The 23,760-nt window shown below is 67.8% G+C and carries 28 protein-coding genes; all 28 read left to right on the top strand.

Annotated features, from left to right (window positions below; translation table 11 throughout):
• Positions 1–162: 162 nt before the first annotated feature.
• The 28 genes from FY036_RS05135 (at position 163) to FY036_RS05005 (ending at position 23,747) form a co-directional block, all read left to right on the top strand.
• The gene (locus FY036_RS05135; RefSeq protein WP_148913635.1) at positions 163–846 is read left to right on the top strand and encodes a hypothetical protein; all 684 of its coding nucleotides are present in this window, start codon (positions 163–165) and stop codon (positions 844–846) included.
• On the top strand, positions 746–2,107 hold the full coding sequence (locus FY036_RS05130; RefSeq protein WP_235897532.1) for a DNA-packaging protein: 1,362 nt from the start codon (positions 746–748) through the stop codon (positions 2,105–2,107). The genes FY036_RS05135 and FY036_RS05130 overlap by 101 nt, the downstream gene beginning before the upstream one ends.
• Before the next feature lie 15 nt (positions 2,108–2,122).
• A complete protein-coding gene (locus FY036_RS05125; RefSeq protein WP_148913711.1) occupies positions 2,123–3,289 on the top strand; it encodes a phage portal protein in 1,167 nt (388 codons plus the stop codon).
• A 25-nt stretch (positions 3,290–3,314) separates the two neighbouring features.
• On the top strand, positions 3,315–3,638 hold the full coding sequence (locus FY036_RS05120) for a DUF6107 family protein (protein ID WP_148913634.1): 324 nt from the start codon (positions 3,315–3,317) through the stop codon (positions 3,636–3,638).
• Positions 3,628–4,317, top strand: coding sequence for an HK97 family phage prohead protease (locus tag FY036_RS05115; RefSeq protein ID WP_148913633.1), 690 nt, complete (start codon positions 3,628–3,630; stop codon positions 4,315–4,317). The genes FY036_RS05120 and FY036_RS05115 overlap by 11 nt, the downstream gene beginning before the upstream one ends.
• The gene (locus tag FY036_RS05110; RefSeq protein WP_148913632.1) at positions 4,314–5,570 is read left to right on the top strand and encodes a phage major capsid protein; all 1,257 of its coding nucleotides are present in this window, start codon (positions 4,314–4,316) and stop codon (positions 5,568–5,570) included. The genes FY036_RS05115 and FY036_RS05110 overlap by 4 nt, the downstream gene beginning before the upstream one ends.
• A 100-nt stretch (positions 5,571–5,670) precedes the next feature.
• On the top strand, positions 5,671–6,240 hold the full coding sequence (locus FY036_RS05105; protein ID WP_148913631.1) for a head-tail connector protein: 570 nt from the start codon (positions 5,671–5,673) through the stop codon (positions 6,238–6,240).
• Positions 6,241–6,576 (top strand): phage head closure protein, encoded by a 336-nt coding sequence (locus FY036_RS05100; protein ID WP_148913630.1) that lies wholly within the window; start codon positions 6,241–6,243, stop codon positions 6,574–6,576. It begins immediately after the preceding gene.
• Between the two features lie 8 nt (positions 6,577–6,584).
• Positions 6,585–6,734 (top strand): hypothetical protein, encoded by a 150-nt coding sequence (locus tag FY036_RS23740; protein WP_161601098.1) that lies wholly within the window; start codon positions 6,585–6,587, stop codon positions 6,732–6,734.
• The gene (locus FY036_RS05095) at positions 6,731–7,141 is read left to right on the top strand and encodes a DUF3168 domain-containing protein (protein WP_148913629.1); all 411 of its coding nucleotides are present in this window, start codon (positions 6,731–6,733) and stop codon (positions 7,139–7,141) included. The genes FY036_RS23740 and FY036_RS05095 overlap by 4 nt, the downstream gene beginning before the upstream one ends.
• 53 nt (positions 7,142–7,194) lie before the next feature.
• Entirely contained in the window at positions 7,195–7,602 is a 408-nt protein-coding gene (locus tag FY036_RS05090) for a phage major tail protein, TP901-1 family (RefSeq protein WP_148913628.1), read from the top strand.
• A complete protein-coding gene (locus FY036_RS05085; RefSeq protein WP_148913627.1) occupies positions 7,599–7,937 on the top strand; it encodes a gene transfer agent family protein in 339 nt (112 codons plus the stop codon). The genes FY036_RS05090 and FY036_RS05085 overlap by 4 nt, the downstream gene beginning before the upstream one ends.
• Positions 7,934–8,149 (top strand): phage tail assembly chaperone, encoded by a 216-nt coding sequence (locus FY036_RS05080; RefSeq protein ID WP_148913710.1) that lies wholly within the window; start codon positions 7,934–7,936, stop codon positions 8,147–8,149. Before FY036_RS05085 ends, FY036_RS05080 begins: the two co-directional genes overlap by 4 nt.
• Before the next feature lie 2 nt (positions 8,150–8,151).
• Positions 8,152–8,688, top strand: a complete 537-nt coding sequence (locus tag FY036_RS05075) for a phage tail tape measure protein (RefSeq protein ID WP_148913626.1) — start codon at positions 8,152–8,154, stop codon at positions 8,686–8,688.
• Positions 8,689–8,701: 13 nt separating this feature from the next.
• Entirely contained in the window at positions 8,702–9,343 is a 642-nt protein-coding gene (locus FY036_RS05070) for a DUF2460 domain-containing protein (RefSeq protein ID WP_148913625.1), read from the top strand.
• On the top strand, positions 9,340–10,227 hold the full coding sequence (locus tag FY036_RS05065; protein WP_148913624.1) for a DUF2163 domain-containing protein: 888 nt from the start codon (positions 9,340–9,342) through the stop codon (positions 10,225–10,227). Before FY036_RS05070 ends, FY036_RS05065 begins: the two co-directional genes overlap by 4 nt.
• Positions 10,224–10,676, top strand: a complete 453-nt coding sequence (locus FY036_RS05060) for an NlpC/P60 family protein (RefSeq protein ID WP_148913623.1) — start codon at positions 10,224–10,226, stop codon at positions 10,674–10,676. Before FY036_RS05065 ends, FY036_RS05060 begins: the two co-directional genes overlap by 4 nt.
• A gap of 13 nt (positions 10,677–10,689) precedes the next feature.
• Positions 10,690–14,592, top strand: a complete 3,903-nt coding sequence (locus tag FY036_RS05055; protein ID WP_148913622.1) for a baseplate multidomain protein megatron — start codon at positions 10,690–10,692, stop codon at positions 14,590–14,592.
• A gap of 17 nt (positions 14,593–14,609) precedes the next feature.
• Positions 14,610–14,816: a hypothetical protein gene (locus FY036_RS05050; RefSeq protein ID WP_148913621.1), complete on the top strand. Its 207-nt coding sequence runs from the start codon at positions 14,610–14,612 to the stop codon at positions 14,814–14,816.
• Positions 14,817–14,873: 57 nt separating this feature from the next.
• Positions 14,874–15,179: a hypothetical protein gene (locus tag FY036_RS05045; RefSeq protein WP_148913620.1), complete on the top strand. Its 306-nt coding sequence runs from the start codon at positions 14,874–14,876 to the stop codon at positions 15,177–15,179.
• A gap of 71 nt (positions 15,180–15,250) precedes the next feature.
• Complete coding sequence (locus tag FY036_RS05040; protein ID WP_148913619.1) at positions 15,251–15,916, top strand: response regulator transcription factor; 666 nt, start codon at positions 15,251–15,253, stop codon at positions 15,914–15,916.
• A 40-nt stretch (positions 15,917–15,956) separates the two neighbouring features.
• Positions 15,957–17,345, top strand: coding sequence for an ATP-binding protein (locus FY036_RS05035; RefSeq protein ID WP_235897530.1), 1,389 nt, complete (start codon positions 15,957–15,959; stop codon positions 17,343–17,345).
• 105 nt (positions 17,346–17,450) lie between these two features.
• Positions 17,451–17,900, top strand: a complete 450-nt coding sequence (locus FY036_RS05030) for a hypothetical protein (protein ID WP_148913617.1) — start codon at positions 17,451–17,453, stop codon at positions 17,898–17,900.
• A gap of 110 nt (positions 17,901–18,010) precedes the next feature.
• Positions 18,011–19,147 carry a c-type cytochrome biogenesis protein CcmI gene (gene ccmI / locus FY036_RS05025; RefSeq protein ID WP_148913709.1) on the top strand — a complete coding sequence of 379 codons (1,137 nt, stop codon included), beginning with the start codon at positions 18,011–18,013 and terminating at the stop codon, positions 19,145–19,147.
• Positions 19,144–19,581: a cytochrome c maturation protein CcmE gene (gene ccmE / locus FY036_RS05020; protein ID WP_148913616.1), complete on the top strand. Its 438-nt coding sequence runs from the start codon at positions 19,144–19,146 to the stop codon at positions 19,579–19,581. Before ccmI ends, ccmE begins: the two co-directional genes overlap by 4 nt.
• A 24-nt stretch (positions 19,582–19,605) precedes the next feature.
• Positions 19,606–21,597, top strand: a complete 1,992-nt coding sequence (locus tag FY036_RS05015) for a heme lyase CcmF/NrfE family subunit (RefSeq protein ID WP_148913708.1) — start codon at positions 19,606–19,608, stop codon at positions 21,595–21,597.
• Positions 21,594–22,049 carry a cytochrome c-type biogenesis protein gene (locus tag FY036_RS05010; RefSeq protein WP_148913615.1) on the top strand — a complete coding sequence of 152 codons (456 nt, stop codon included), beginning with the start codon at positions 21,594–21,596 and terminating at the stop codon, positions 22,047–22,049. Before FY036_RS05015 ends, FY036_RS05010 begins: the two co-directional genes overlap by 4 nt.
• 144 nt (positions 22,050–22,193) lie before the next feature.
• Entirely contained in the window at positions 22,194–23,747 is a 1,554-nt protein-coding gene (locus FY036_RS05005) for a Do family serine endopeptidase (RefSeq protein ID WP_148913614.1), read from the top strand.
• Positions 23,748–23,760: the final 13 nt, after the last annotated feature.

Raw genomic sequence — 23,760 nt, 5'->3', positions numbered from 1 at the left:
ACGTCAGGTATATTACTAGGAAAAAATTCCTTGACACCGTGACGGTGGTTTGGTAGGTTCTGGCTATCGTCGGAGAATTGTGCCTGGGACGGTGGTTTCGGGACATTTCGACCATATCACATTCGCCCCGCCGGGTGGGCGACACACGGGTGCTTTCCTAACATGACGAAGACGAAAGCCAGGCGGCCGCTTCCGGTGGCGCAGTGGCTTGCCGCGCGTGCTATCGCCGAGGGCGAGCCGCCGACGCGCAAGCTGATCGCGCAGGTGCTGGGCTGCAACGAGACGACGCTTTACGAGCGCGCGGCGCTGGAAGGCTGGAAACGGCTGGATTTCAGGCGGCACGACGTGAAGGAGGCGCACCGGATGTTCGTCGCGGTGGCGCTTGAGGAATACGGGGGTGGCGAGGCCGGCGGAGCGTCTTCCGAAGGCGGCGCTGCGGGCGTTGGCGGGGCTGGCATCGATGCCCATGGCGATGCGCAGGATGCAGACGGCGTGAGCGTCACCTACGCGGATCGGACCGACGCTGACGGGGCCGACGGGAGCGCGGCCGACGAAGACCCGGTGGCGGTGCTGGCGCGGTGCGCGTCGTTCGTCGCGCGTCGGGTGGACGCCCTCATCGTGCTGGCCGACGACGGCAGGCGTATTCCCAAGACCGAGATCGACACGCTCGGCGCGATGATGCGCATGATGGAGCGGTGGGAAGCCATCGCTGCCGAACGGACGAAGCAAGCGGAAGCGCAGAGCGATGAAGATTTGGCCGCCGTTCTCGAACGCATCGACGATCGTATCGTCGCCCTCGCTGAGGAGCTTGCAGGCCAGCTGGTCGCGAGGCGCGCTGTCGCCTGACGATGTGCGGCTGGCGGCCGGGACGTGGGTGACCCACGGCAGGCTGGCGCAGTATCCGGTGGGGCTGGAGCTTCTGGGCGTTCCGGCAATCGTCAACTGGCTGGTGATGGGCGGACGCGGCTGCGGCAAGACGCGGCTGGGCGCCGAATGGGTCAACGCGATGGCGCGGGGGCTTTCGCCGTTTTCGCGAGGACACAGGACCATGCGCATCGCGCTGGTGGGCGAGACGCTGGGCGACGTGCGCGAGGTGATGGTGGACGGGGCGTCGGGCATATTGAGTGTGACCAGAACCAACCGGCCACGCTATGAGCCGACGCGGCGCAGGCTTTTGTGGGAGAGCGGCGCGGTGGCGCAGGCGTTTTCGTCCGAAGACCCCGAAAGCCTGCGAGGCCCGCAATTCGAGGCGGCATGGTGCGACGAGGCGGCGAAATGGAAGAATGCGAACGACTGCTTCGACATGCTGCAGTTCGGCCTGCGGCTGGGTGAGAACCCGCGCCAGCTCGTGACCACGACGCCGAAGCCGGTGCCGCTGCTGAAGCGGCTGCTGGCCGACCCGACCTTCACGCTGACGCGGATGCGCACGCAGGATAACGCGACGAACCTGGCAGGGGGGTTCATCGACGCGATCAGGGCGCGCTACGCGGGTTCACGTCTGGAAAGGCAGGAACTCGACGGCGAGATGATCGAGGACCGCGCCGACGCACTGTGGACGCGCGCCGGGCTGGAAATGATTGGCGCGGACCACGGGACGCTGCAGCGCATCGTCGTGGCGGTGGACCCGCCGGCGACCTCGCGGCGCACGTCGGACGCCTGCGGCATCGTGGTGGCGGGGCTGGACGAGGCGGGCCGCGCGGTGGTGCTGGAAGACGCGACGCTGGCGGCGGCAAGGCCGCAGGAATGGGCAGCGCGCGCGGTGGCGCTTTTCAACCGGCACGAGGCCGACTGCATCGTCGCCGAAGTGAACCAGGGCGGCGAGATGGTGACGGCCGTGCTGCGCACGATCGACGCGACGGTGCCGGTGCGCGAGGTGCGCGCACGACGCGGCAAGTGGCTGCGCGCCGAGCCGGTGGCCGCACTCTATGCGCAGGGACGGGTGATTCATGCGCGGCACTTTCCCGAACTGGAAGACGAGATGTGCGACTTCGGCCCGGAAGGGCTGTCGGGCGGGCGCTCGCCCGACCGGGTCGACGCGCTCGTATGGGCGATCACCGAACTGCTGCTCGGCACGACCGGGCAGCCGCGTATCCGCAATCTGAACTGAAAACAGGACGACATGATGGGTTGGGACTGGCCATGGAAACGCGGCCGGCGCGACGGCGCGCGCCTGCAGACGAAGAGCGGCGGCTACGGCTTCGTCGCGCTGCACGCGCAGGCAGACGCGCAATGGACGCGCAGGGATTATGCAGCACTGGCGCGCGAGGGCTTCATGCGCAACCCGGTGGTGCACCGGGCGGTGCGCATGATCGCGGAGGCGGCCGCAGCGGTGCCCTGGCTGCTCTATGACGGGACGGCCGAGCTGTCGGAGCATCCGCTGCTGGATCTGCTGGAACGGCCGAACCAGCGCGGCGCGGGAACGAGCTTCTTCGAGACGCTGTACGGGCATCTGCTGATGTCGGGCAACGCCTATGTCGAGCTGGCGGAGGCGGGCGACGCGCGCGAGCTGCACCTGCTTCGGCCCGACCATGTGGCCGTTGCGACCGACGCAAGCGGATGGCCGGTGGCGCTGGAACATCGCCATGGCGGCACGGCGCGACGGGTAGCGCTGGGCGGCGAGGATGGCGGGGGCGCGCTGCATCTGCGGCTGTTTCACCCGCTGGACGACCATTACGGGTTCCCGCCCTTGCAGGCGGCACTGATGGCGCTGGACATCCACAACGCGGCGGGGCGCTGGAACAAGGCGCTGCTGGACAATTCGGCAAGGCCCTCGGGCGCGCTGGTCTATGCGCCGAAGGAAGGCGGCAACCTCACCGAGGACCAGTATGCCCGCCTGAAGGAAGAGCTGGAGGAAGGCTATTCCGGCGCGGCGCGGGCTGGGCGGCCGATGCTGCTGGAAGGCGGGCTCGACTGGAAGGCGATGGGGCTGACGCCGAAGGACATGGACTTCGTGGAGGCGCGCAACGGGGCCAGCCGCGACATCGCGCTGGCCTTCGGCGTGCCGCCGATGATCCTCGGCATTCCCGGCGACAACACCTACGCGAACTATCAGGAGGCCAACCGCGCCTTCTACCGCATGACGGTGCTGCCGCTGGTGGCCAAGACGGCGGTGGAGCTCTCGGCCTTCCTGGGCCCGCGCTTCGGCGACGGGCTGAAGCTGGGCTTCGACGCCGACCGGATCGACGGGCTTTCGGCCGAGCGCGAGGCGCTGTGGGCCCGCATCGGCGCGGCGGATTTCCTGACGGATGACGAAAAGCGGGAGGCGGTTGGCTATGGCGCTCGGCTCTGAGCCCATTTCAGGAGGCAGGAAACAGATGAACGATGCGATCTGGCTCTGGTGGGCCAAGATGGGCGGCGCGGCGGCGGGGTCGGCGATCTCGCTGGCCTATGTGCTGCCGGTCGAGCGGCGCGAGGCGGGCATACGCTTCGGCGTCGGGCTGGCGAGCGGACTGGTGTTCGGCGGCACGGTGGGCCTGAAGATCGCCGTGGAGCTGGGCGTCGAGGAGCATCTCGGCCCCTACGAGCTGGTGCTGATGGGATCGGCGGCCGCAAGCCTGTGCGCCTGGTGGGCGCTGGGCGTCGTCATGCGCGCATTCAAGGCAAACGGACGAAACCGGAGCGGCACGGATGAGGCATGAGACGATACTTGCGGCGCGCGAGCGGAAATTCGCCGACGCGGCGATAAGCCATGTCGATGGCGACGGCACGTTTTCGGGCTACGCCAGCGTGTTCGGCAGGACGGACCTGGCGCGTGACGTGGTGGAGGCCGGCGCGTTCGCGCGCTCGCTGGCGCGGCGCGGGGCGGGCGGCGTGCGCATGCTCTATCAGCACGACCCGAACCAGCCGATCGGCACCTGGCTGGACCTGCGCGAGGACGCACGCGGGCTGTTCGTTCGTGGCCGGCTGACGCGCGGCGTCGGCCGCGCCGCCGAGGTGCTGGAGCTGATGCGCAGCGGCGCGCTGGACGGGCTTTCCATCGGATTCCGCACCGTGAAGGCGAAGCGCGACGCCAAGGCGGGCGTGCGCCGGATCGTCGAGGCGGACCTTTGGGAAATCTCGGTGGTGACGTTTCCCATGCTGCCCGAGGCGCGGATCGACAGCGTGAAGGCGGGCAGGCGGTTGCCCTCGGTGCGGGAATTCGAACGTTGGCTGACGCGGGACGCGAAGCTGACACGCGGGGAGGCGCGCACGGTGATCGCGCGCGGCTTCTCCAGCCTCGTGGACGGGCGGGACGCCGCGCGGGGATCGGCGCAAGGGCTGGCGGAGCGCATTCGCCGGGCCATGGACACAATCAAGCAAGAGGAAGACAGGACATGAGGACATCTCAGGTCGCGCCTGAAACCAAATCCGACGGCGGCTATGCGGCGCTGGCGGACACGTTCGACGAGTTCATGACGACGTTCGCGGAGTTTCGCGACAGCAACGACAGGCGCCTGCGCGAGATCGAGACCCGCAAGGGCGCCGATGTCGTGACCACCGAGAAGGTGGACCGCATCTCCGATGCGCTCGACCGCCAGAAACAGGTGCTGGACAATCTGGCGCTGAAGCGCGTGCGCCCGGCGCTAGGCGGCCGCGACGACGCGCTTTCGGTGGCCGATGTGGAGCGCAAGCAGGCGTTCGACAGCTACATGCGGTCGGGTGACGAGCGCGCGCTGCGCTCGCTGGAAACCAAGGACATGTCCTACGGCTCCGGCCCGGATGGCGGCTATCTGGTGCCCGACGAGGTGGAGGCCGAGATCGGCCGGCGGCTGGCGTCGATCTCGCCGATCCGCTCGATCGCATCCGTGACGCAGGTGTCAAGCGCGGTGCTCAAGAAGCCGTTCATGGTGTCGGGGCCGGTGACGGGCTGGGTGGGCGAGACGGCGGCGCGGCCAAAGACCGGTTCGCCGTCGCTCGACGCGCTGCAGTTCCCGGCGGCCGAAATCTACGCCATGCCGGCGGCGACCCCGTCTCTGCTGGAGGACGCGGTCGTCAACCTCGACCAGTGGATCGTGGGCGAGGTGGAAGCGGCGTTCGCCGAGCAGGAGGGCAAGGCCTTCGTGGACGGCGACGGCGTGAACATGCCGCGCGGCTTCCTCGACTACGACAGGGAGCCGGAGGCCGACTGGGCCTGGGGCAGGATCGGCTATCTGGCGACCGGGGCGGCGGGTGCCTTCCCGGCGGAGAACCCGGCCGACAGGCTCATCGACACGATCTATGCGCTCAAGGCCGGCTATCGCCAGAACGCGAGCTGGGTGATGAACCGCAAGAGCCAGGCGGCGATCCGCAAGATGAAGGATGCCGACGGCAATTATCTGTGGCAGCCGCCGGCGACCGCGGGCAGCCGGGCCATGCTGATGGGCTTCCCGGTGGTGGAAGCCGAGGACATGCCCGACATCGCCAACGACGCCACGCCGATCGCCTTCGGCGACTTCCAGCGCGGCTATCTGGTGGTCGACCGGGCGGGCGTGCGCGTGCTGCGCGACCCGTATTCCGCCAAGCCCTACGTGCTGTTCTACGTGACCAAGCGCGTCGGCGGCGGGGTGCAGGACTTCAACGCGATCAAGCTGCTCAAGTTCGGCGTGGCGTAGGGGCGCGGCGGGCACCCCTCCCGCCCTCCCGATCCATGCCGCGACGGCCCCGGTTCTCCCTGCCGGGGCCGTTTTTCCTTCCCTGTCCGACGAGGTTCGAATGACACAATTCCGTACGGTGGCGCCCGAGGCCGAGCCGGTGACGCTGGTCGAGGTGAAGCGCAATTTGCGCATCGGCCACGACAGCGAGGACGAGTTGCTGGGCGGGCTGATCCGGGCGGCCCGCGAGGAGGTGGAGGCCGCCTGCGGGCTGGCGCTGATCGACCAGTCGTGGCGGCTTTCGCTCGACAGGCTGCCGCGTTCGGGCCGCGTGCTGCTGCGCCGGCATCCGGTGCGCGAAATCCTGTCGGTAACGGTTTACGGCAAAGACGGCGAGGCCTCGCTGGTTGACCCTTCGAGCTACAGCGTCGACCGCAATGCGCGGCCGGCAAGGTTGCATTTTTCGTCGACGCCGGAGCCGGGCGTCGCGATGAACGGGATCGAGGTCGATTTTGCGGCCGGCTTCGGCGAGGCAGGCACCGACGTGCCAGACGCCCTCAAGCGGGCGATGCTGATGCTGGTGGCGCACTGGTACGAGTTCCGCGCGCATTTTTCGGCCGCAGACCAGCCGGTCTCGCTGCCTGCGGGCTACGACCGGCTGATTGCGCCGTGGCGCATGCGGAGGCTCTAGATGAGGGGCGAGTTCATCGATCCGGGCCGGTTCCGGCACGAGCTGGCGCTGGAGGCGGCGACGCTGCTGCCGGACGATGCGGGCGGCCACGCCGAACAGTGGAGCGAGATCGCCACGGTGTTCGCGCGTATCGAGCCGGTGACTGCCAGGAGCCGCTTCGGCGCAGACCAGACGATCGAGACGTTGACGCACCGCATCACGCTTCGCCACCGTGGCGACCTGCGCAGCGGCATGCGGATGAGGCGGCTCGACCGGGTGTTCGACATCATGACCGTTCACGATCCCGACGAGAGCGGCCGCTACCTTGTGTGCGGGGTCAGGGAGGAGGGCTTGTGAAGGCGACGATGAAGCTTACGCTCGACGGGCTGCTGCGCACGCTGGACGCGCGGGCCCGCGAAATCGCCGAGAAGATCGCGGCGGACAGGGCGGTCCAGGCAAGGCGCGAGGCGCGCATCGCCGCCGCCGGCGAAGAAAGGGAGGAGCGCGCGACATGACATCGGCCGCGATGGAATTGCAGAAAGCGGTGTTCGCGGTGCTGAGCGCCGACGCCGGGCTGCTCGCCAAGCTGGGCGAGGCGCGCATCTACGACCATGCGCCGGCGAGGGCGGAATTCCCCTACCTGACCTTCGGCCGGAGCACTGTGCGCGACTGGAGCACCGACAGCGAGGAGGGCAGGGAGCATCTCCTGACCATCCACGTCTGGTCGAAGGCGCGGGGACGGGGCGAGACCCTGGAACTGCTGGACATCGTGCGCTCCGCGCTGGCGGATGTGGAGCCGGCGCTGGACGGGCACCATCTGGTCAATTTGCGCGCCGAGTTCGAGGAAGCCAGGTTCGACGACGATTTCGGCGTCTATCACGGCCTGCTCCGGTTTCGCGCGGTGACCGAGCCCGCAAGCTGACATCGGCGCCCAGGGCGCTTTTCGAGATCATCAAACCATAAAGGAGGCTCGCTGTGGTGGCACAGAAGGGCAGGGATCTTCTGTTGAAGATCGGCAATGGCGGAAGCTTCGTGACGGTGGCGGGGCTGCGCACCAAGCGGCTGGCGTTCAACAGCGAGACGGTCGACGTGACCGACGCGGATTCTGCGGGGCGCTGGCGCGAACTGCTGGCGGGAGCCGGCGTGCAACGCGCCTCGCTGAGCGGGGCGGGCATCTTCAAGGATGCGCAGTCGGACGCGCTCATCCGCACCGGCTTCTTTGCCGGGACGATCGTTTCCTGGCAGCTGGCGATACCGGATTTCGGCACGGTGGAAGGGCCGTTTCAGGTGACGGCGCTGGAATACACCGGCAACCACGATGGCGAGGTGACGTTCGAGATCGCGCTGGAATCGGCCGGCTCCATCAGCTTCGCGGCGGCATGACGATGGCCAACAGGAGACGCGGCGAGATCGCCGCAACGATAGACGGGCAGGAGCGCGTGCTGTGCCTGACGCTGGGCGCGCTGGCCGAACTGGAAGCCGCCTTCGAGGTGGAAGACCTCGCGGCGCTGGCGCAGCGCTTCTCGACGGGGCGGCTGTCGGCCCGCGACCTGACGCGGGTGGTGGCCGCCGGCCTGCGCGGCGGCGGCGCTGCGGTGAGTGACGGCGACGTCGCCACGATGACGACTGAAGGCGGGATCGCGGGCTTTGCCGCCATCGCCGTCGACCTGCTGAAAGTGACCTTCGGCGCAGGCGACGGAACGCGCCCGGACCCCTGAACGCCGCAACCGGCACGACGCGCCAGTTTCCCTGGGACGAGCTGATCGCCCTGGGGCTGGGCCGGCTGCGGCTTTCCCCACGCGATTTCTGGGCGACGACGCCGCGTGAGCTTGCGCACGTGCTGCGCGCGTTCGGCGCGGGCCAGCCCCTGCGCCGACCTGTGCTGGAAAGGCTGATGACGATGTTTCCCGATACGAGAGAAGGGGGCTGAAGATGATCGACGGCGTGGAGCCCATCGAAGTGCGCTTCGATGTGGATACGCAGGCATTCACGGCGGCGCTGGACGATCTGGCATCGCTGTCGGATGCGTTCGGCCGACAGCTGACCGGCGCGCTGCGCGACGCCGTCGTGAACGGCCGTTCGCTGGAGCAGGTGCTTCAGCGCATCGGCCTCAACCTAGCCGGCATGGCGCTGAACATGGGCTTGCGCCCGCTTTCGGGCCTGATTTCGGGGCTGTTGCCGGGCTTTCTGGGCGGCGGTGGCGGGCTGCCTTTCCTCACCGAAGGAGGGTTTGCCGCGCCGAGCTATCTGCCTTCGGCCTCTGCGATAGGTGCAGCGGGCGGAGCGGCTGTTTCCGCCGCGATCGGCCAGAACATGCAAGGCGCGCCAATGGAGGGGAGCCGCGCCGGCGCGCCGACGAACGTGGTCTTCAACGTGACGACGCAGGACGCCGCATCCTTCCGCAAATCCGAAGCGCAGGTGACGGGGATGCTGGCACGCGCCGTCTCACGCGGCACGAGAACCCTTTGAGGCAGAGAGGCTGATGCAGAGTTTCCACGAAGTCCGGTTTCCGGTCTCGGTATCGTTCGGAGCGACGGGCGGGCCGGAACGGCGCAACGAAATCGTGACGCTGACATCGGGACGCGAGCGCCGCAACCTGCGGTTCTCGCAGTCGCGCCGCCACTTCGACGCGGGCACCGGCGTGCGCTCCCTGGCCGAGCTGAACGAGATCATCGCGTTCTTCGAGGCGCGCAGGGGTTCGTTTCACGGATTCCGGTTTCGCGATCCGTTCGAGATGAAATCCTGCCCGCCGGACCAGATGCCGGCGCCGACGGACCAGCTTGTGGGTACCGGCAACGGCGCGACGGCCAGCTTCCAGCTCGTCAAACGCTACGGCACCGGCGCGGACATTTATCTGCGGCCGATCCGCAAGCCGGTCTCGGGCACGGTGCGGGTGGCGGTCGCGGGTGTCGAGCGGACGAGCCCGACGCATTTCACCGTGAACCACCAGACCGGCGTCGTGACGTTTCAGCCCGCCTCGATCCCGGCCAGCGGCCAGACCATCCATGCCGGCTACGAGTTCGACGTGCCGGCACGCTTCGATACGGAGCGCATCGCCATCAGCCTCAACGCCTTCAAGGCCGGGCAAATCCCGTCCATACCCATCGTGGAGATCGACCCTTGAGCGCCTATTCTCCCGCGTTCCGCGCGCATCTCGAAAGCGAGTGCACGACGCTGTGCCATTGCTGGCGGGTGACGCGCCGCGACGGCCAGAGTTTCGGCTTCACCGACCATGACCGTGCGCTGACGGTGGATGGCTTCGCCTACGAACCCCAGAGCGGATTTGCGACGAGCGAGGCGCGCGCATCGCTTGGGATGGCGGCCGATGCGGTGGACGTGGAGGGCGCGCTGTCTTCCGACGTGATCGCGGAAGACGACATCGCGGGCGGCCTGTTCGACGGCGCGACCGTGCAGACGCTGCTGGTGAACTGGCAGACGCCGGCGCAGTTCGCCTCGATCCGCAGGGCGGTGATCGGAAAGATCGTGCGGACCGATGGGCGGTTCGTAGCCGAGCTGGAAAGCGTGGCGGCAAGCCTCGACCGCCCCAATGGCCGGTATCTGAGGCGGACCTGTGATGCGCGGCTGGGCGATGCGCGCTGCGGGGTGAACATGAGCGCCGGCGCGTTGAACGGGCGCGGCGCGGTCGTGCAGCAGACCGCACCCGCGACCATCCGGGTGAGCGGGCTTGGAGGCTTCGCGGCCGGGTGGTTCTCGTTCGGCGAGATCTCCTGGACCGGCGGCGCGTTGCAGGGCCGCTCCGCCATCGTGGTGGACCATCGGATCGCAAGCGAAGGCGTGCTGATCGCGCTGCCGGCCGACGAGGCGATGCCGGGGCCGGGAGACACGTTCAGCATCGTCGCCGGCTGCGACAAGCAGTTTGCGACCTGCAAGGCGAAGTTCTCCAATCCCGTCAATTTCCGGGGGTTTCCGCATCTGCCGGGCAATGACGCGGCCTATGGCTACGTCACCGGTGGCGGACAGTTCGACGGAGGGCCTATCGTCGAATGAGCAAGTCTAGTGGGAATGCGGCGGCGGCCGTGCTGGCCGAAGCCGAGACGTGGATCGGCACGCCGTATCGCCATCAGGGCGCGACGAAGGGGCTGGGCTGCGACTGCCTGGGGCTGGTGCGCGGCATCTGGAAGGCGGTGTACGGGCGCGAACCCGAAACGCCCGGCCCCTACGCCGCCGACTGGGCCGAGGCGGGCGGAAAGGACCGATTGCTGGAGGCCGCGCGCCGACACTGCCGAGAAAAGCCGCTGGACGCGGCGAGGCCCGGCGACCTGATCGTGTTTCGCTGGCGGCTGCAGCACGCAGCCAAGCATCTGGGCCTGCTGATGCCGGGCGACCGCTTCGTGCACGCCTATGAAGGCCACGCCGTGACGATCTCGGCACTGGTGCCGCAATGGCGACGCCGGATCGCCGGCGTGTTCGCCTTCCCCGACCTCAACGCGAGCTGAAAGGCCAGGCGCAATGGCAACGATCGTATTGCAGGCCGCAGGCGCGTTTCTGGGCGGCTTTCTAGGGCCAGTCGGGTTCGCGATCGGGCGGGCCGCGGGAGCCATGGCCGGCTACATGCTCGACCGCAGCGCGTTGCAGAGCCTGCAGCGCGTGGAGGGGCCGCGTCTCAGCTCGATGAAGCCGTTTCTGGCCGAAGAGGGCGCGCCACTGGCGCGGCTCTATGGCACGGTGCGGGTGGGCGGCAACGTCATCTGGGCGACGCGGTTCGAGGAGGCGAGCCAGTCGCGGCGCGGCGGCGCCAAGGGCGGGCCGAAGGTGACGACCTATTCCTACTACGCCAACGCGGCGTTCGCGCTGTGCGAGGGCGAGATCGCGGGCGTGAGGCGCATCTGGGCGGACGGGCGCGAGATCGACCTGGAACAGGTGACGGTGCGGGTCCATCGCGGCAGCGAGAGCCAGCCTGTGGACCCGCTGATCGCCGCCAAGCAGGGCACCGGCAATGCGCCCGCCTATCGCGGCGTCGCCTATGTCGTGTTCGAGCGGTTTCCGCTGGACGATTACGGCAACCGCCTGCCGCAGTTCCAGTTCGAGGTGATGCGGCCGGTAGACCGGCTGAACGAGCAGATAAGATCGGTGGTGCTGCTGCCGGGATCGACGGAATACGGACTGCTGCCACGTGCGGTGACGCGCAGTCCGAGGCGCGGCGAAACCGTGCAGGTGAACCGCAACGTGCTGCACGGGGCGTCCGACTTGATGGCCTCGCTGGACGAGCTTCAGGCGCTGTGCCCGAACCTTCAGGAAGTCGCCGTCGTCGTGACGTGGTTCGGCAGCGACCTGCGGGCGGGCGCCTGCACGGTGCGCCCGGCGGTGATGTACAACGACGCGTCGGGGCATGCGGAGCCGTGGGAGGTTTGCGGGGTCTCGCGCGCCGCCGCGGCGACGGTGAGCTTCGTGGGCGACAACGCATCCTATGGCGGCACCCCGTCCGACCGCTCGGTGATCGAGTGCATTTCCGAGATAAGGCGCAGGGGCCTGCGGGTCGCGCTCTACCCCTTCTTGATGATGGACATTCCGCCAGACAACGCGCTGCCCAACCCCTATGGCGGGACGGGCCAGCCGGCCTTCCCCTGGCGCGGACGCATCACCTGCAGCCCCGCACCGGGGCATGGCGGCAGCGCGGACAGGACGGGCGCGGCGCGAAGCCAGGTCAATGCGTTCTGCGGGGCGGTGTCGGCCGGCGACTTCGCTGTGGCCGGCGGGCGCGTGACCTATGCAGGGGCAGCCGACGACTGGGGCTATCGCAGGCTGGTGCTGCACTACGCGCATCTGGCGGTCGCGGCGGGCGGGGTCGACACGTTCCTGCTGGGCTCCGAGATGCGCGGTCTGACCACGCTGCGCGACGGGGCGAACGCGTTTCCGTTCGTCGAGGCGCTGTGCCAACTGGCGGGCGACGTGCGCGGGGTGCTGGGCGCGGGGGCTGGGATCAGCTACGGCGCCGACTGGTCGGAATATTTCGGCCATCAGCCGGCGGACGGCTCGGGCGACGTCTATTTCCATCTCGACGCGCTGTGGGCGCATGAGGCGGTGAGTGCCGTCGGCATCGACAACTACATGCCGCTATCGGACTGGCGCGACGAAGACTATGGCGGCGGCAACCCGGACGGGTTCGCATGGCCCTACGACCTCGCCGGCCTGCGCGCCCAGATCGGCGCGGGCGAGGGGTTCGACTGGTACTATGCCAGCGATGCCGCCCGGGCGGGGCGAAACCGCTCCTCGATCGCGGACGGTGCCTACGGCAAGCCGTGGGTCTACCGCTACAAGGACATCCGGTCGTGGTGGGAGAACCAGCACTTCGATCGTATCGGCGGGGTGGAGGCCGCAACGCCGACGGCCTGGACGCCACGCTCCAAGCCGGTCTGGTTCACCGAACTGGGTTGCCCGGCCGTGGACAAGGGACCGAACCAGCCGAACGTGTTTCCGGATGCGCTGTCTTCGGAAAATGCCGTCCCGTATTTCTCGTCCGGCGGGCGCTCGGACATCGCGCAGGCGCATTTCCTGCGTGCGCACATGGACCGCTGGAGCCCGGCAAGCGGGCATTTTCAGCCAGCCCACAACCCCATATCGCCGGTCTATGGCGGACGGATGGTCGATCCGTCCAGGCTCTATGTCTGGGCGTGGGATGCAAGGCCGTTTCCGGTATTCCCGGCCGACGGCGAATTGTGGAGCGACAGCGCCAACTGGCATCGCGGCCACTGGCTGAACGGACGTCTCTCGGGCGTATCGACCGCCGGGCTGATCCGCGCGATCCTGGCCGACCATGGGCTGGGCGATACCGATACCGACCATGTCGGAGGCAGCGTCGCCGGCTATGCGGTCGAAGCGCCGACGACCGCGCGATCCGCGCTGGAACCGGTGGTCGAGCTGCACGGCATCGCCGTGCGCGACGAGGACGGGACGCTGGCATTTCGGGATCGCGGCACGGTGGCCGGCGAGCCGCTGACGATCTCGGAGATGGTGGTGGAGGAAGGCGGCGCGACGCTGGAGCGCACGCGCCTGCCGCGCCACGAACTGCCGGACGAGGCGGAGCTGGCGTTCGCCAATCCCTTTCTGGACTATCAGGCATCGGTGGCGCGCAGCGCGCCCTTCGACGGTGAGGGTGGAGGAAGCCGCTCGCTCGGCTTTCCGGGGTGCCTGGAATCCGGAGCGGCGGCCGCGCTGGTGGACGACTGGCTGCGCCGGGCGCAGAGCGCGCGCGAAAGCGTGACGTTTTCGGTGCCGCCGGGAGCCGTGGAGGTGGAGCCGGGCGCGCTGGTGACGCTGCCCAACGATGCAGATGGCCGCGAATATCTCGTGACCGCGGTGGAGACGGGCATGGCCCGCCGCGTCTCGGCAACGAGAGCGGCGCGTGCAGCGCCCACGCCGTGGCGCGCAGGCGCGACGGGCCGGGCGGGCGCGAGACCGGCCATCGCGGGCGCACCCTACGTGCTGATGCTGGACCTGCCCGCCATGCCCGGCAGTGCGGCGCCGCAGGACGCTTTCCGCGTCGCGGCCTATGCCAGCCCGTGGAAGGGGCAGGTCGCCTATTCGTCGCCGGAGGAAACGGGCTTCGCCTTCACTGCCGGCCTGGCTGCACCAGCGACGATGGGTGAACTGGTCGATCCGAGCGGCGAGGGGGTCGAGGGCCGGTTCGACACACATGGTGCGCTGACTGTCGCGCTCTACGACGGCGAGCTGTCGAGCATATCCGACGCCCAGCTTCTCAATGGCGGCAACACGGCCGCGATGCGGGCCGACAACGGCGAATGGGAGATCGTGCAGTTTGCAGGCGCGGAGGAGATCGCGCCATCGACCTGGCGGCTGACGCGGTTGCTGCGCGGCCAGCAGGGAACGGGCGACGCTATGAAAGCCGGACATTCGCTCGGAACGGCCTTCGTGCTGCTGGACGATGCTGTCAGCAGTGCGGGCCTTTCGCCCGAACAGGCCGGGCTGACGCTCAACTGGCGCGTAGGCCCGCAGGGCGAGCAGTTCGGCGGGGCGAACTATGTCGAGCTCAACGAGGCGGGAGGCGTGCGCTCGCGGCTGCCGCTGTCGCCGGTGCATCTGCGGCTCGCGCGTCAGCCCGACGGAGCCGCGCGCCTGACATGGACAAGGCGCGGGCGCGTCGATGCCGACAACTGGCTGGCCGAGGACATCCCGCTGGGCGAGGAGTTCGAGCGCTACCGCGTCGAAATCCGCTCCTCTGCCGGCAACCTGTTGCGGACGGTGCAGACCGGCGTGCCGAACTGGACCTATGGCAGCACGCAGATCGCGGCCGATCTGACCGTACTGCCGGCGCAGATCGACGTGACGATCCGCCAGATCAGCGCGACCGTCGGCGCGGGCCTGCCGGCCACCAAACGCTTTCACCTGACATGAACCCGAGGAGACCCCATATGGAAGATGCCAAGCCATGGTATATGTCGCGCACGATCTGGGCCGCGCTGGTGATGGTCGGCGCGACGATTGCGGGCGGTTTCGGCTTCGCGCTCGACGATGCGGACACCGAGGCGCTGGCCGACGCGCTGTTCCAGACCGTCGCTGCGCTGGCCGGCGTGATCGCGATTTTGGGCCGGCTTGGGGCGACGACGAGAATTGAATGAAACCCAAGCGGGAATTGTTCATTCCGTGTTCAGCCGCCATGCGTTAGAAACACTGCCATGAACACGCTCCACACCCTCCTTCGCACTGCGACCATCGTCGTTTCGATGGCGGGCATGCTCGTCTCCTCGGTGATCGCCGCGCCGGTGCCGGCACCAGCGGTCCCCACCGCGCCGATCCAACTGGCGCAGTCGGGCGATTGCTACGCCATCGGCATGCAGACGGCCGCGCAGGAAGGCGGCCAGCTCGCCCGTGCGACGCAGGAGGTGAGAGGCGGCCAGCAGGTCTGCGTCATCGTCGTGCTGGTGGCAGCACAGGGCGGCGAACGGCCCCGCCGCAAGGAGATCGTGGTGCCGATGGGCTGACGGCCCAGCTTGGCCGCCAGCACCGAATCCGGCACAATCGGCAAAACGCAATCACATCGCCAGGAAAACGCATGCGCATACTCGTGGTCGAGGACGACAAGGACCTGAACCGCCAGATCGGCGACGCGCTGACCGATGCGGGTTACGTCGTGGACCGCGCCTATGACGGCGAGGAAGGCCACTTTCTCGGCGACACGGAGCCTTATGACGCGGTGGTGCTGGATATCGGCCTGCCGCAGATGGACGGCATCAGCGTGGTCGAGCGCTGGCGGCGGGACGGCCGCAAGATGCCGGTGCTGATCCTCACTGCGCGCGACCGCTGGAGCGACAAGGTGTCGGGCATCGACGCGGGCGCGGACGACTACGTCACCAAGCCGTTTCACATCGAAGAGGTGCTGGCGAGGGTGCGCGCGCTCATCCGCCGCGCCGCGGGCCATGCATCGTCCGAGCTGATCTGCGGGCCCCTGCGGCTGGACACGAAGGCCTCGAAGGCCGACGTGAATGGCGTGCCGCTGAAGCTGACCTCGCACGAGTTCCGCCTGCTGGCCTATCTGATGCACCACATGGGCGAGGTGGTGTCGCGCACCGAACTGGTCGAGCATCTGTACGACCAGGATTTCGACCGCGACTCCAACACCATCGAGGTGTTCGTCGGCCGCCTGCGCAAGAAGATGGGCATCGACATGATCGAAACCGTGCGCGGCATGGGCTATCGCATGCGCGAGGCGCAGGATTGATTCTCGCGCCGCCACGCCGACGATGACGGGCGGAAGCGCGATGGCCAAGCTGAGACGCCGGCTCAACTCACTCACCTTCCGCGTGGTGGCGTTTTCCACGCTGTGGGCCGTGGTTGCGCTGGTGGTGATCGCGACCGTGATTTCGTCACTGTTCAGACAGGCGAGCGAACGGGGCTTCGAAAGCCTGCTGACCGCCCATCTCTTCAACCTCATCGGGTCGGTGGGCGTGAGCCCGGCCGGGATGCTGCAGGGCTCGCCCAACCTCGGCGACCTGCGTTTCACCGTTCCGCAATCGGGGTGGTACTGGGCGGTGGAGCCGGTGACGGGCGCGACCGGGCAGCTTCGGTCGCAATCGTTGACCGGGCAAATCCCGTCTCCGCCTTCCTCCGAAGTGCCGTTCGACAGCGACTTCCAGCGCAGCTATCTCGCGGAAGGACTGGCCGGCGAAACGATCGAGGTCTTCGAAAGCGAGTTCGTCCTCGATGCGGACAACAACATCGCGCGGTTCCGCATGATGGGAAACCGCACCGAGCTGGAAGACGATATCTCCGCCTTCGAGCAGCAGATCTATCTCTACCTGCTTATTTTCGGCGCCGGCATGATCGCCATCAACGCGCTGGCCATCCTTGTGGGACTTGAGCCGCTGCGACGCGTGCGCAGGGCGCTTTCGGAAATACGTGCGGGCGCTGCGCAACGGCTGGACGGCACGTTTCCCGCCGAGATCGCGCCGCTGGCCGATGAGACCAACGAACTGATCGAAAGCAACCGGCGCATCGTCGAACGCTCGCGCACGCAGGTGGGCAATCTGGCGCATTCGCTGAAGACGCCGCTGGCGGTGCTGACCAACGAGGCGCGCAGCATAGGCGGCGCGAAGGGCAGGCTGATCGAGGACCAGGCCGGCTCGATGCGCCAGCAGGTCGAGCATTATCTGCAACGCGCGCGCATGGCCGCGCAGCGCGACACCATCGTTTTCCGCACCCCGGTGAAAGCGACGATGGAGCGCATGGTGCGCGTGGTTGCGAAACTGAATCCGCATATGAAGCTGGACGCCAGATTTCCGGATGGCGAGATCGTGTTTGCGGGCGAACGCGAGGATTTCGAGGAGATCGTCGGCAATCTGCTCGAAAACGCGATGAAATGGGGCCGCAAGGCCGTGTCGGTGAGCGTGACGCCCGGCCCCGACGGAAGCGGTGGACGCAATTTCACCCTCGTGGTCGAAGACGACGGCCCCGGCATACCCGAAGAAAAGACTCGCGACGCGCTGGTGCGCGGCCGAAGGCTCGACGAGACGAAGCCGGGAACCGGTCTCGGCCTCGCGATCGTGGCCGACGTTGTCAAGGAATATGGCGGCAGCCTGCATCTCGCGCGCTCGGACCTTGGTGGCCTCAAGGCAACAGTGGTGCTGCGACGCGTGCAGGAAGAGGTGTAATTTGCCGCAGCGCCATTTCTGCGCCAAAGTCGGAAGCAAGAAGGCTTGAAGTAACGGCGGTTTGTGCCGATCTATCGCTTAGCGAGAGTGGAAGGGCATTCAAGGATGAGCTGGAAGCATGTTGCAGCAGGCATGGCGGCGGTGGCGCTGCTCTCGGCGTGCTCGACGTCCGGCAGTGGCGGCACGGGTTCTGCGGTGCAGGCCTTTGTCGAGGACATCAACCCGGCCGAACCGCCGCTCGCCTCCGCGATCGTGGACGCGATGGCCGGCGGGCTCATCGGCGGCACGCTCGGCTCCAACCTCGATTCGCGCGAGCGCCGGCGCGGGCTTGAAGCCGAATACCGGGCGCTGGAATACACACCGGCGGGGCAGGCCGTTGGCTGGGGCAAGGAAGGCAGCCGCCGTCACGGGCAGGTCGTGGCCGGATCGCCCTATCGCGTCGGTTCGCAGGACTGCCGCCAATATGCCCATACGGTGTATCTGAACGGGCAACCGCGAATGGCGCGGGGATCTGCCTGCCGCAACCCGGATGGAAGCTGGACGCCGCTGGTCTAGACCTCATCTCGGTCTAGCCGCTCTCCGGCGGCCCGCAGGCGACGTCCAGTGAAAAAAGGCCGCATGCCCGCGTCATTGGCATGGGCCGACGCAGGGTTTATCTGGTGTCCATGCTGTTCTGGATCGTCGCCGCAGTTCTCACACTTTGCGCGTGCCTCGCCGTGCTGCTGCCGGCCATGCGGGTGCGCGGGCGGGCGGTGGCGGATGCCGACCACGATCTGGAAGTCTATCAGGACCAGCTGGGCGAACTGGAACGTGACGCCGCGCGCGGCGTGATCGACGCCGTGGAAGCCGAGCAGGCGCGCGCCGAGATCGGCCGGCGCATCATCAAGCTGGCCGCAGAGCGAAAGCAGGACGGGAGCGCCGGCAGCGGCCGGCTGGGGCGGATCGTTGCGACGATCGCGGTGCTGGCGGTGCCGGTCGCAAGCTGGGGCATCTACGCCGCCATCGGCTCCCCCAACCTGCCGGCGCAGCCCTTGCAGGCGCGGCTCGAGAAGAACCCGGCGGACAGCTCCATGCAGGAACTGGTGGCGCGCGCCGAGGGGCATCTTGCCGCCAACCCGGAGGACGGGCGCGGCTGGGAAGTGCTGGCCCCGATCTATTTCCGCATGGGCCGCTACAATGACGCGGTAGTCGCCTATCGCAACGCCATGCGCCTTCAGGGCGTGACCGCCGCGCGCGAGATCGGGCTAGGCGAGGCGATCGCCGCGAACGCGGGCGGCATGATCACGACCGAGGCGCAGGCCGCGTTCGAGCGCGCGCTGGAGATTGAGCCCGACAATGCGAAGGCCCGCTTCCTCCTGGCCACCGGTTTCGCGCAGGAGGGCAGGACGAAAGAGGCCGAGGGCATGCTGCGAACGATGCTGGACGGGCTTGCAGCCGACTCGCCCTGGCGCGGCGCGGTGGGGCAGGCGCTGGCCCAGCTTGGCGTCGAGGCGGACCCGGCGCGCCCCGGCCCCAGCGCCGACGATATGGAAGCCGCCGCCTTGATGTCGGACAACGACCGTGCCCAGATGATCGAGAATATGGTAGCCGGCCTTGACCAGCGGCTGCGCGACAACCCGCAGGATGCGGAAGGCTGGCGCAGGCTGGTGCAGTCCTACGTGGTGCTGGGACGCATGGAAGACGCAGGCGATGCACTAAAGCGCGGTGTCGAGGCGCTTGGCGACGAAGGCGAGGCGGCCGGCGATCTGGTTGCGTTCGCAGCCGAACGCGGCGTGGTGCTTGAAGGGCAGGTGGAACAGTGACGCGCAAGCAGAAGAGACTTTCGGTGATCGGCGGCGCGATGGTGTTCCTGGCGCTGGCGTCCGGGCTCACCCTGTATGCGCTCGGCCAGAAGACCTCATATTTCTTTATGCCCGGTGAGTTGCAGGCGGCCGTTCTGGAGCCCGGCCAGCGCATCCGTCTGGGCGGGCTGGTCGAAAAGGGCACGGTCGTACGCGGCGAGGGAACGGCCGTCGCCTTCGCGGTGACGGACCAGGTTCATTCGGTGAAGGTCGCCTATAGCGGCATCCTGCCCGATCTCTTCCGCGAAGAGCAGGGCGTGGTGACGGAGGGCACGTTCCGTGAGGACGGCGTGTTCGTCGCCGACAGCGTGCTGGCCAAGCACGACGAGAACTATATGCCCAAGGAAGTCGCCGACGGCCTCAAGGCAACCGGCCTGTGGCAAGATGACGACTGAACCGGCCGGGAGGAAGACTGCTTGATCGTCGAGACCGGCCATTTCGCGCTCGTGCTGGCATTCGCACTGTCGCTGGTGCAGTTCGCCGTGCCGCTTGCCGGCACTAGGCTGGGCGACCAGCGGCTGATGGCCGTTGCCGGCCCGGTGGCGGTGGCAGGCTTCGCGCTGACCGCGCTGTCGTTTGCCGCGCTGACGGCTGCCTATGTCCAGTCGGACTTCTCGGTCGCAAACGTCTGGGAGAACTCCCATTCGCTCAAGCCGATGCTCTACAAGGTGACGGGCGTGTGGGGGAACCACGAAGGCTCGATGCTGCTGTGGGTGCTCATCCTGGCCTTCTTCGGCGCGCTGGTGGCGTGGTTCGGCGCCAACCTGCCGGCGACGCTGCGCGCCAACGTGCTGTCGGTACAGGGTCTGATCGGCGCGGCGTTCTTCCTGTTCGTGCTGGCGACGTCCAACCCGTTCGCGCGTATCGACCCTGCGCCGATGGAAGGGCGCGACCTCAACCCGATCCTCCAGGACATCGGCCTCGCGATCCACCCGCCGCTGCTTTATCTGGGCTATGTCGGTTTCTCGATCTGCTTCTCCTTCGCCGTCGCAGCGCTGATAGAGGGCCGCATCGATGCGGCCTGGGCGCGCTGGGTGAGGCCGTGGACGCTGGCCGCATGGGTCTTCCTGACCGGCGGAATCGCGATGGGCTCGTACTGGGCCTATTACGAGCTCGGCTGGGGCGGCTGGTGGTTTTGGGACCCGGTCGAGAACGCTTCGTTCCTGCCGTGGCTGTCGGGCACCGCACTGCTGCATTCGGCGATCGTGATGGAGAAGCGTTCGGCGTTGAAGATCTGGACGCTGCTGCTGGCCATCCTGACCTTCTCGCTGTCGCTGCTGGGCACCTTCCTCGTGCGATCGGGCGTGCTGACCTCGGTGCACGCATTTGCGACCGACCCGTCGCGCGGGCTGTTCATCCTGATGATCCTGATCCTGTTCATCGGCGGATCGCTGGCGCTCTTCGCGCTGCGCGCGTCTTCGCTGACGCAGGGCGGGCTGTTTCATCCGGTGTCGCGCGAGGGGGCGCTGGTCCTCAACAACCTGTTCCTGACGACGGCGACCGCCACGGTGCTGATCGGGACGCTCTATCCGCTGCTGATCGAGGCCGTGACTGGCGAGAAGATCTCGGTCGGCGCGCCGTTCTTCAACCTGACCTTCATTCCGCTGGTGATGCCGCTGCTGCTGGCCGTGCCATTCGGGCCGCTGATGGCGTGGAAACGCGGCGATCTCTACGCCGTGGCTCAAAGGCTGTTCGCGGCTTTCGGCGGCGCGCTTCTGGTCGTGCTCCTCTCGTTCTTTTTCGTAGACGGCATCGGTGTGCTGGCCGCGTTCGGCATCGGCGTGGCGGCGTGGCTGATGCTGGGAGCTGTGACGGATCTCGCGCTCAAATCCGGGATAGGTAGCGTCGGCGCGGCCGTGGCTTGGCGCAGGTTCGTCGGTCTGCCGAGGTCCGTTTTCGGCACGGCGCTGGCGCATTTCGGGCTGGGCGTCACGACGCTCGGCATCGTTGCCGTCACCACGCTGGAAGTCGAGCGGATCGTGACGATGCGGCCGGGCGAAACCATGCCGATTGCCGGCTACACGCTGCGCTTCGAGGGCATCCAGCCGTTCCAGGGCCCGAACTTCACCGAAGAGCAGGGGCGGTTCGTCTATTTCGATGCCGCCGGGCGCGAGCGCGGCGCGATCATGTCGTCGAAGCGGCTCTACACGGCCCGCCAGATGCCGACGACCGAGGCCGGCATCGCCACGCGCGGGTTCAGCCAGCTCTATGTCGCGCTCGGCGACCCAACCTCCGACGGCGGTGTCGTCGTGCGCGTGTGGTGGAAGCCGCTGGTTCTGCTGATCTGGCTCGGTGGCGTGGTGATGATGGCAGGCGGCACCATGTCCCTGCTGGATCGCCGCCTGCGCGTCGGCGCGCCGTCGGCACGGCGATCGAAGGACGTTCTCAAGCCGCAGGTGGCGGCCGAATGAGACGCCTTGCCGCCATCCTGCTGCTGCTGGCCGTCGCGTCGCCCGCCCTGGCGGTAAAGCCGTCGGAAGTGCTGGATGATCCGGCGCTGGAAGCGCGCGCCCGCAATCTTTCCGCCGGCCTGCGCTGCATGGTCTGCCAGAACCAGTCCATCGACGATTCGGACGCCGAGCTTGCGCGCGACCTGCGCGTGCTGGTGCGCGAGCGCCTTGTCGCGGGCGAAACCGACGAGCAGGTGATCGACTACGTCGTGTCGCGCTATGGCGAGTTCGTGCTGCTGCAGCCGCGCTTCAGCGCGCGCAACGCACTGTTGTGGGCGACGCCCGTGCTCCTGCTTGTGGCGGGGGGGAGCGTGATCGCACTTCACGCGGCCCGGCGCAGGCGTGCGGCACCCGCCGGACTTTCGGCGGAAGAGGAGCGCCGCCTTCGCGACATTCTCAAAGAGCCGGACTGATTTTGTCGCCGAGGCGCGCCGCTGCGATCAAGATTACGAAAGTTTCATGTAGCGGAAAGAGCGCCGTAAGGTTCACGCTCCTATCTCTTGTGCGAAGGATGCGGCCCCCGCGCGTCCATGTGGATTTCACAAGGGATTCCAGAAATGCAAAACCAGACAAACCCCGTGTCCAAGACCCGCAGCCGCCTTCTGGCCGCAGCCGCGTCGGTTGCTATCGCCGGCGCGATCGGCTTCGGCGCGGTGACCACCGGAACCGCCCCCGTTCTGGCCGAAGCGGTACGCGTTGAAGGCGTACAGGCTACCGGCTTTGCCGATGTGGTGGAAAAGGTAACGCCGGCTGTCGTCAGCGTGCGCGTGCAGGCTAGGGTCGAACCCGCTTCCGACCGTGGCGGAGACGGCACCTTCCAGTTCGGCATGCCCGGCTTCGAAGACCTGCCGCGCGATCACCCGCTCAACAGATTTTTCCGTGAGTTCCGCGGCGACCGAGAGTTTCGTGGCGAGCGTGGCCCGAGGGGCGGCGAGCGCTTCGGCAATCGTGAGCGCGGCGAGCGTGCACGGCCTGTCTCGCAGGGCTCCGGCTTCTTCATCTCCGAAGACGGCTATCTCGTCACCAACAACCACGTCGTGGAAGGTGGCTCGACCTTCACCGTCGTCAACGACAATGGCGACGAGTTCGACGCGCGGCTGGTCGGTACCGACCCGCGCACCGACCTTGCCGTGCTGAAGGTCGATGACGCCGACCAGAAGTTCACCTACGTCGCCTTCGCCGACGATTCCGAGGTGCGCGTAGGCGACTGGGTGGTCGCTGTCGGCAACCCGTTCGGCCTCGGCGGAACCGTGACGGCCGGCATCGTCTCGGCTCGCGGCCGTGACATCGGCGCAGGCCCCTACGACGACTTCATCCAGATCGACGCGGCGGTGAACCGCGGCAATTCCGGTGGCCCGGCCTTCAACCTGAACGGCGAAGTCGTGGGCATCAACACCGCCATCTTCTCGCCTTCGGGCGGCAATGTCGGCATCGCGTTCGCCATCCCGGCCTCGACCGCCAAGGAAGTGGTCGGTACGCTTGTCGAGAGCGGTGCCGTTCTGCGCGGCTGGCTGGGCGTGCAAATCCAGCCGGTGACGGCCGAAATCGCCGAGTCCATCGGGCTCGAAGGCACGCGCGGCGCGCTGGTTTCGGATGCGCAGGCCGATGGCCCGGCCCGCGATGCAGGCATTCGCGCCGGCGACGTGATTACAGCCGTGAACGACCGCGAAGTGGCTTCCCCGCGTGAACTGGCCCGCATCGTCGGCAACTACGCCCCCGACACGAAGGTGGACGTGACCCTCTGGAGAGGCGGCGCGCAGGAAACGGTGAGCGTCGCGCTCGGCCAGTTGCCGGGCGAGGAGCAGCAGGCAGCGGTCGAAACCGAGACGCCCTCCGGCACCGACACCTCGCTTGAGGATTTCGGCCTGACGGTAACCCGCGCCGATGACGGCAAGGGTCTCGTCGTGACCGATGTCGAGCCCGGCAGTGCCGCAGAGGAGCGTGGCATCCAGGCTGGCGACGTCATCATGACCGTCAACTCGATGGAAGTTGCCAACTCCGAGGATGTCGCCAAGGCGGTCGCCGCAGCGACGGATGCCGGCCGCAAGGCCGTGCTTATCCAGATCACCCGCGACGAGGCAAACCGCTTCGTAGCCCTGCCCATCGGCTAAGCGGGCGGCTGTG

Source organism: Neoaquamicrobium microcysteis, assembly GCF_008180155.1.
GTDB lineage: Bacteria > Pseudomonadota > Alphaproteobacteria > Rhizobiales > Rhizobiaceae > Aerobium > Aerobium microcysteis.
The sequence above is the reverse complement of the archived record's forward strand: the minus strand, read 5'-3'. Positions and strand labels throughout refer to the sequence as shown.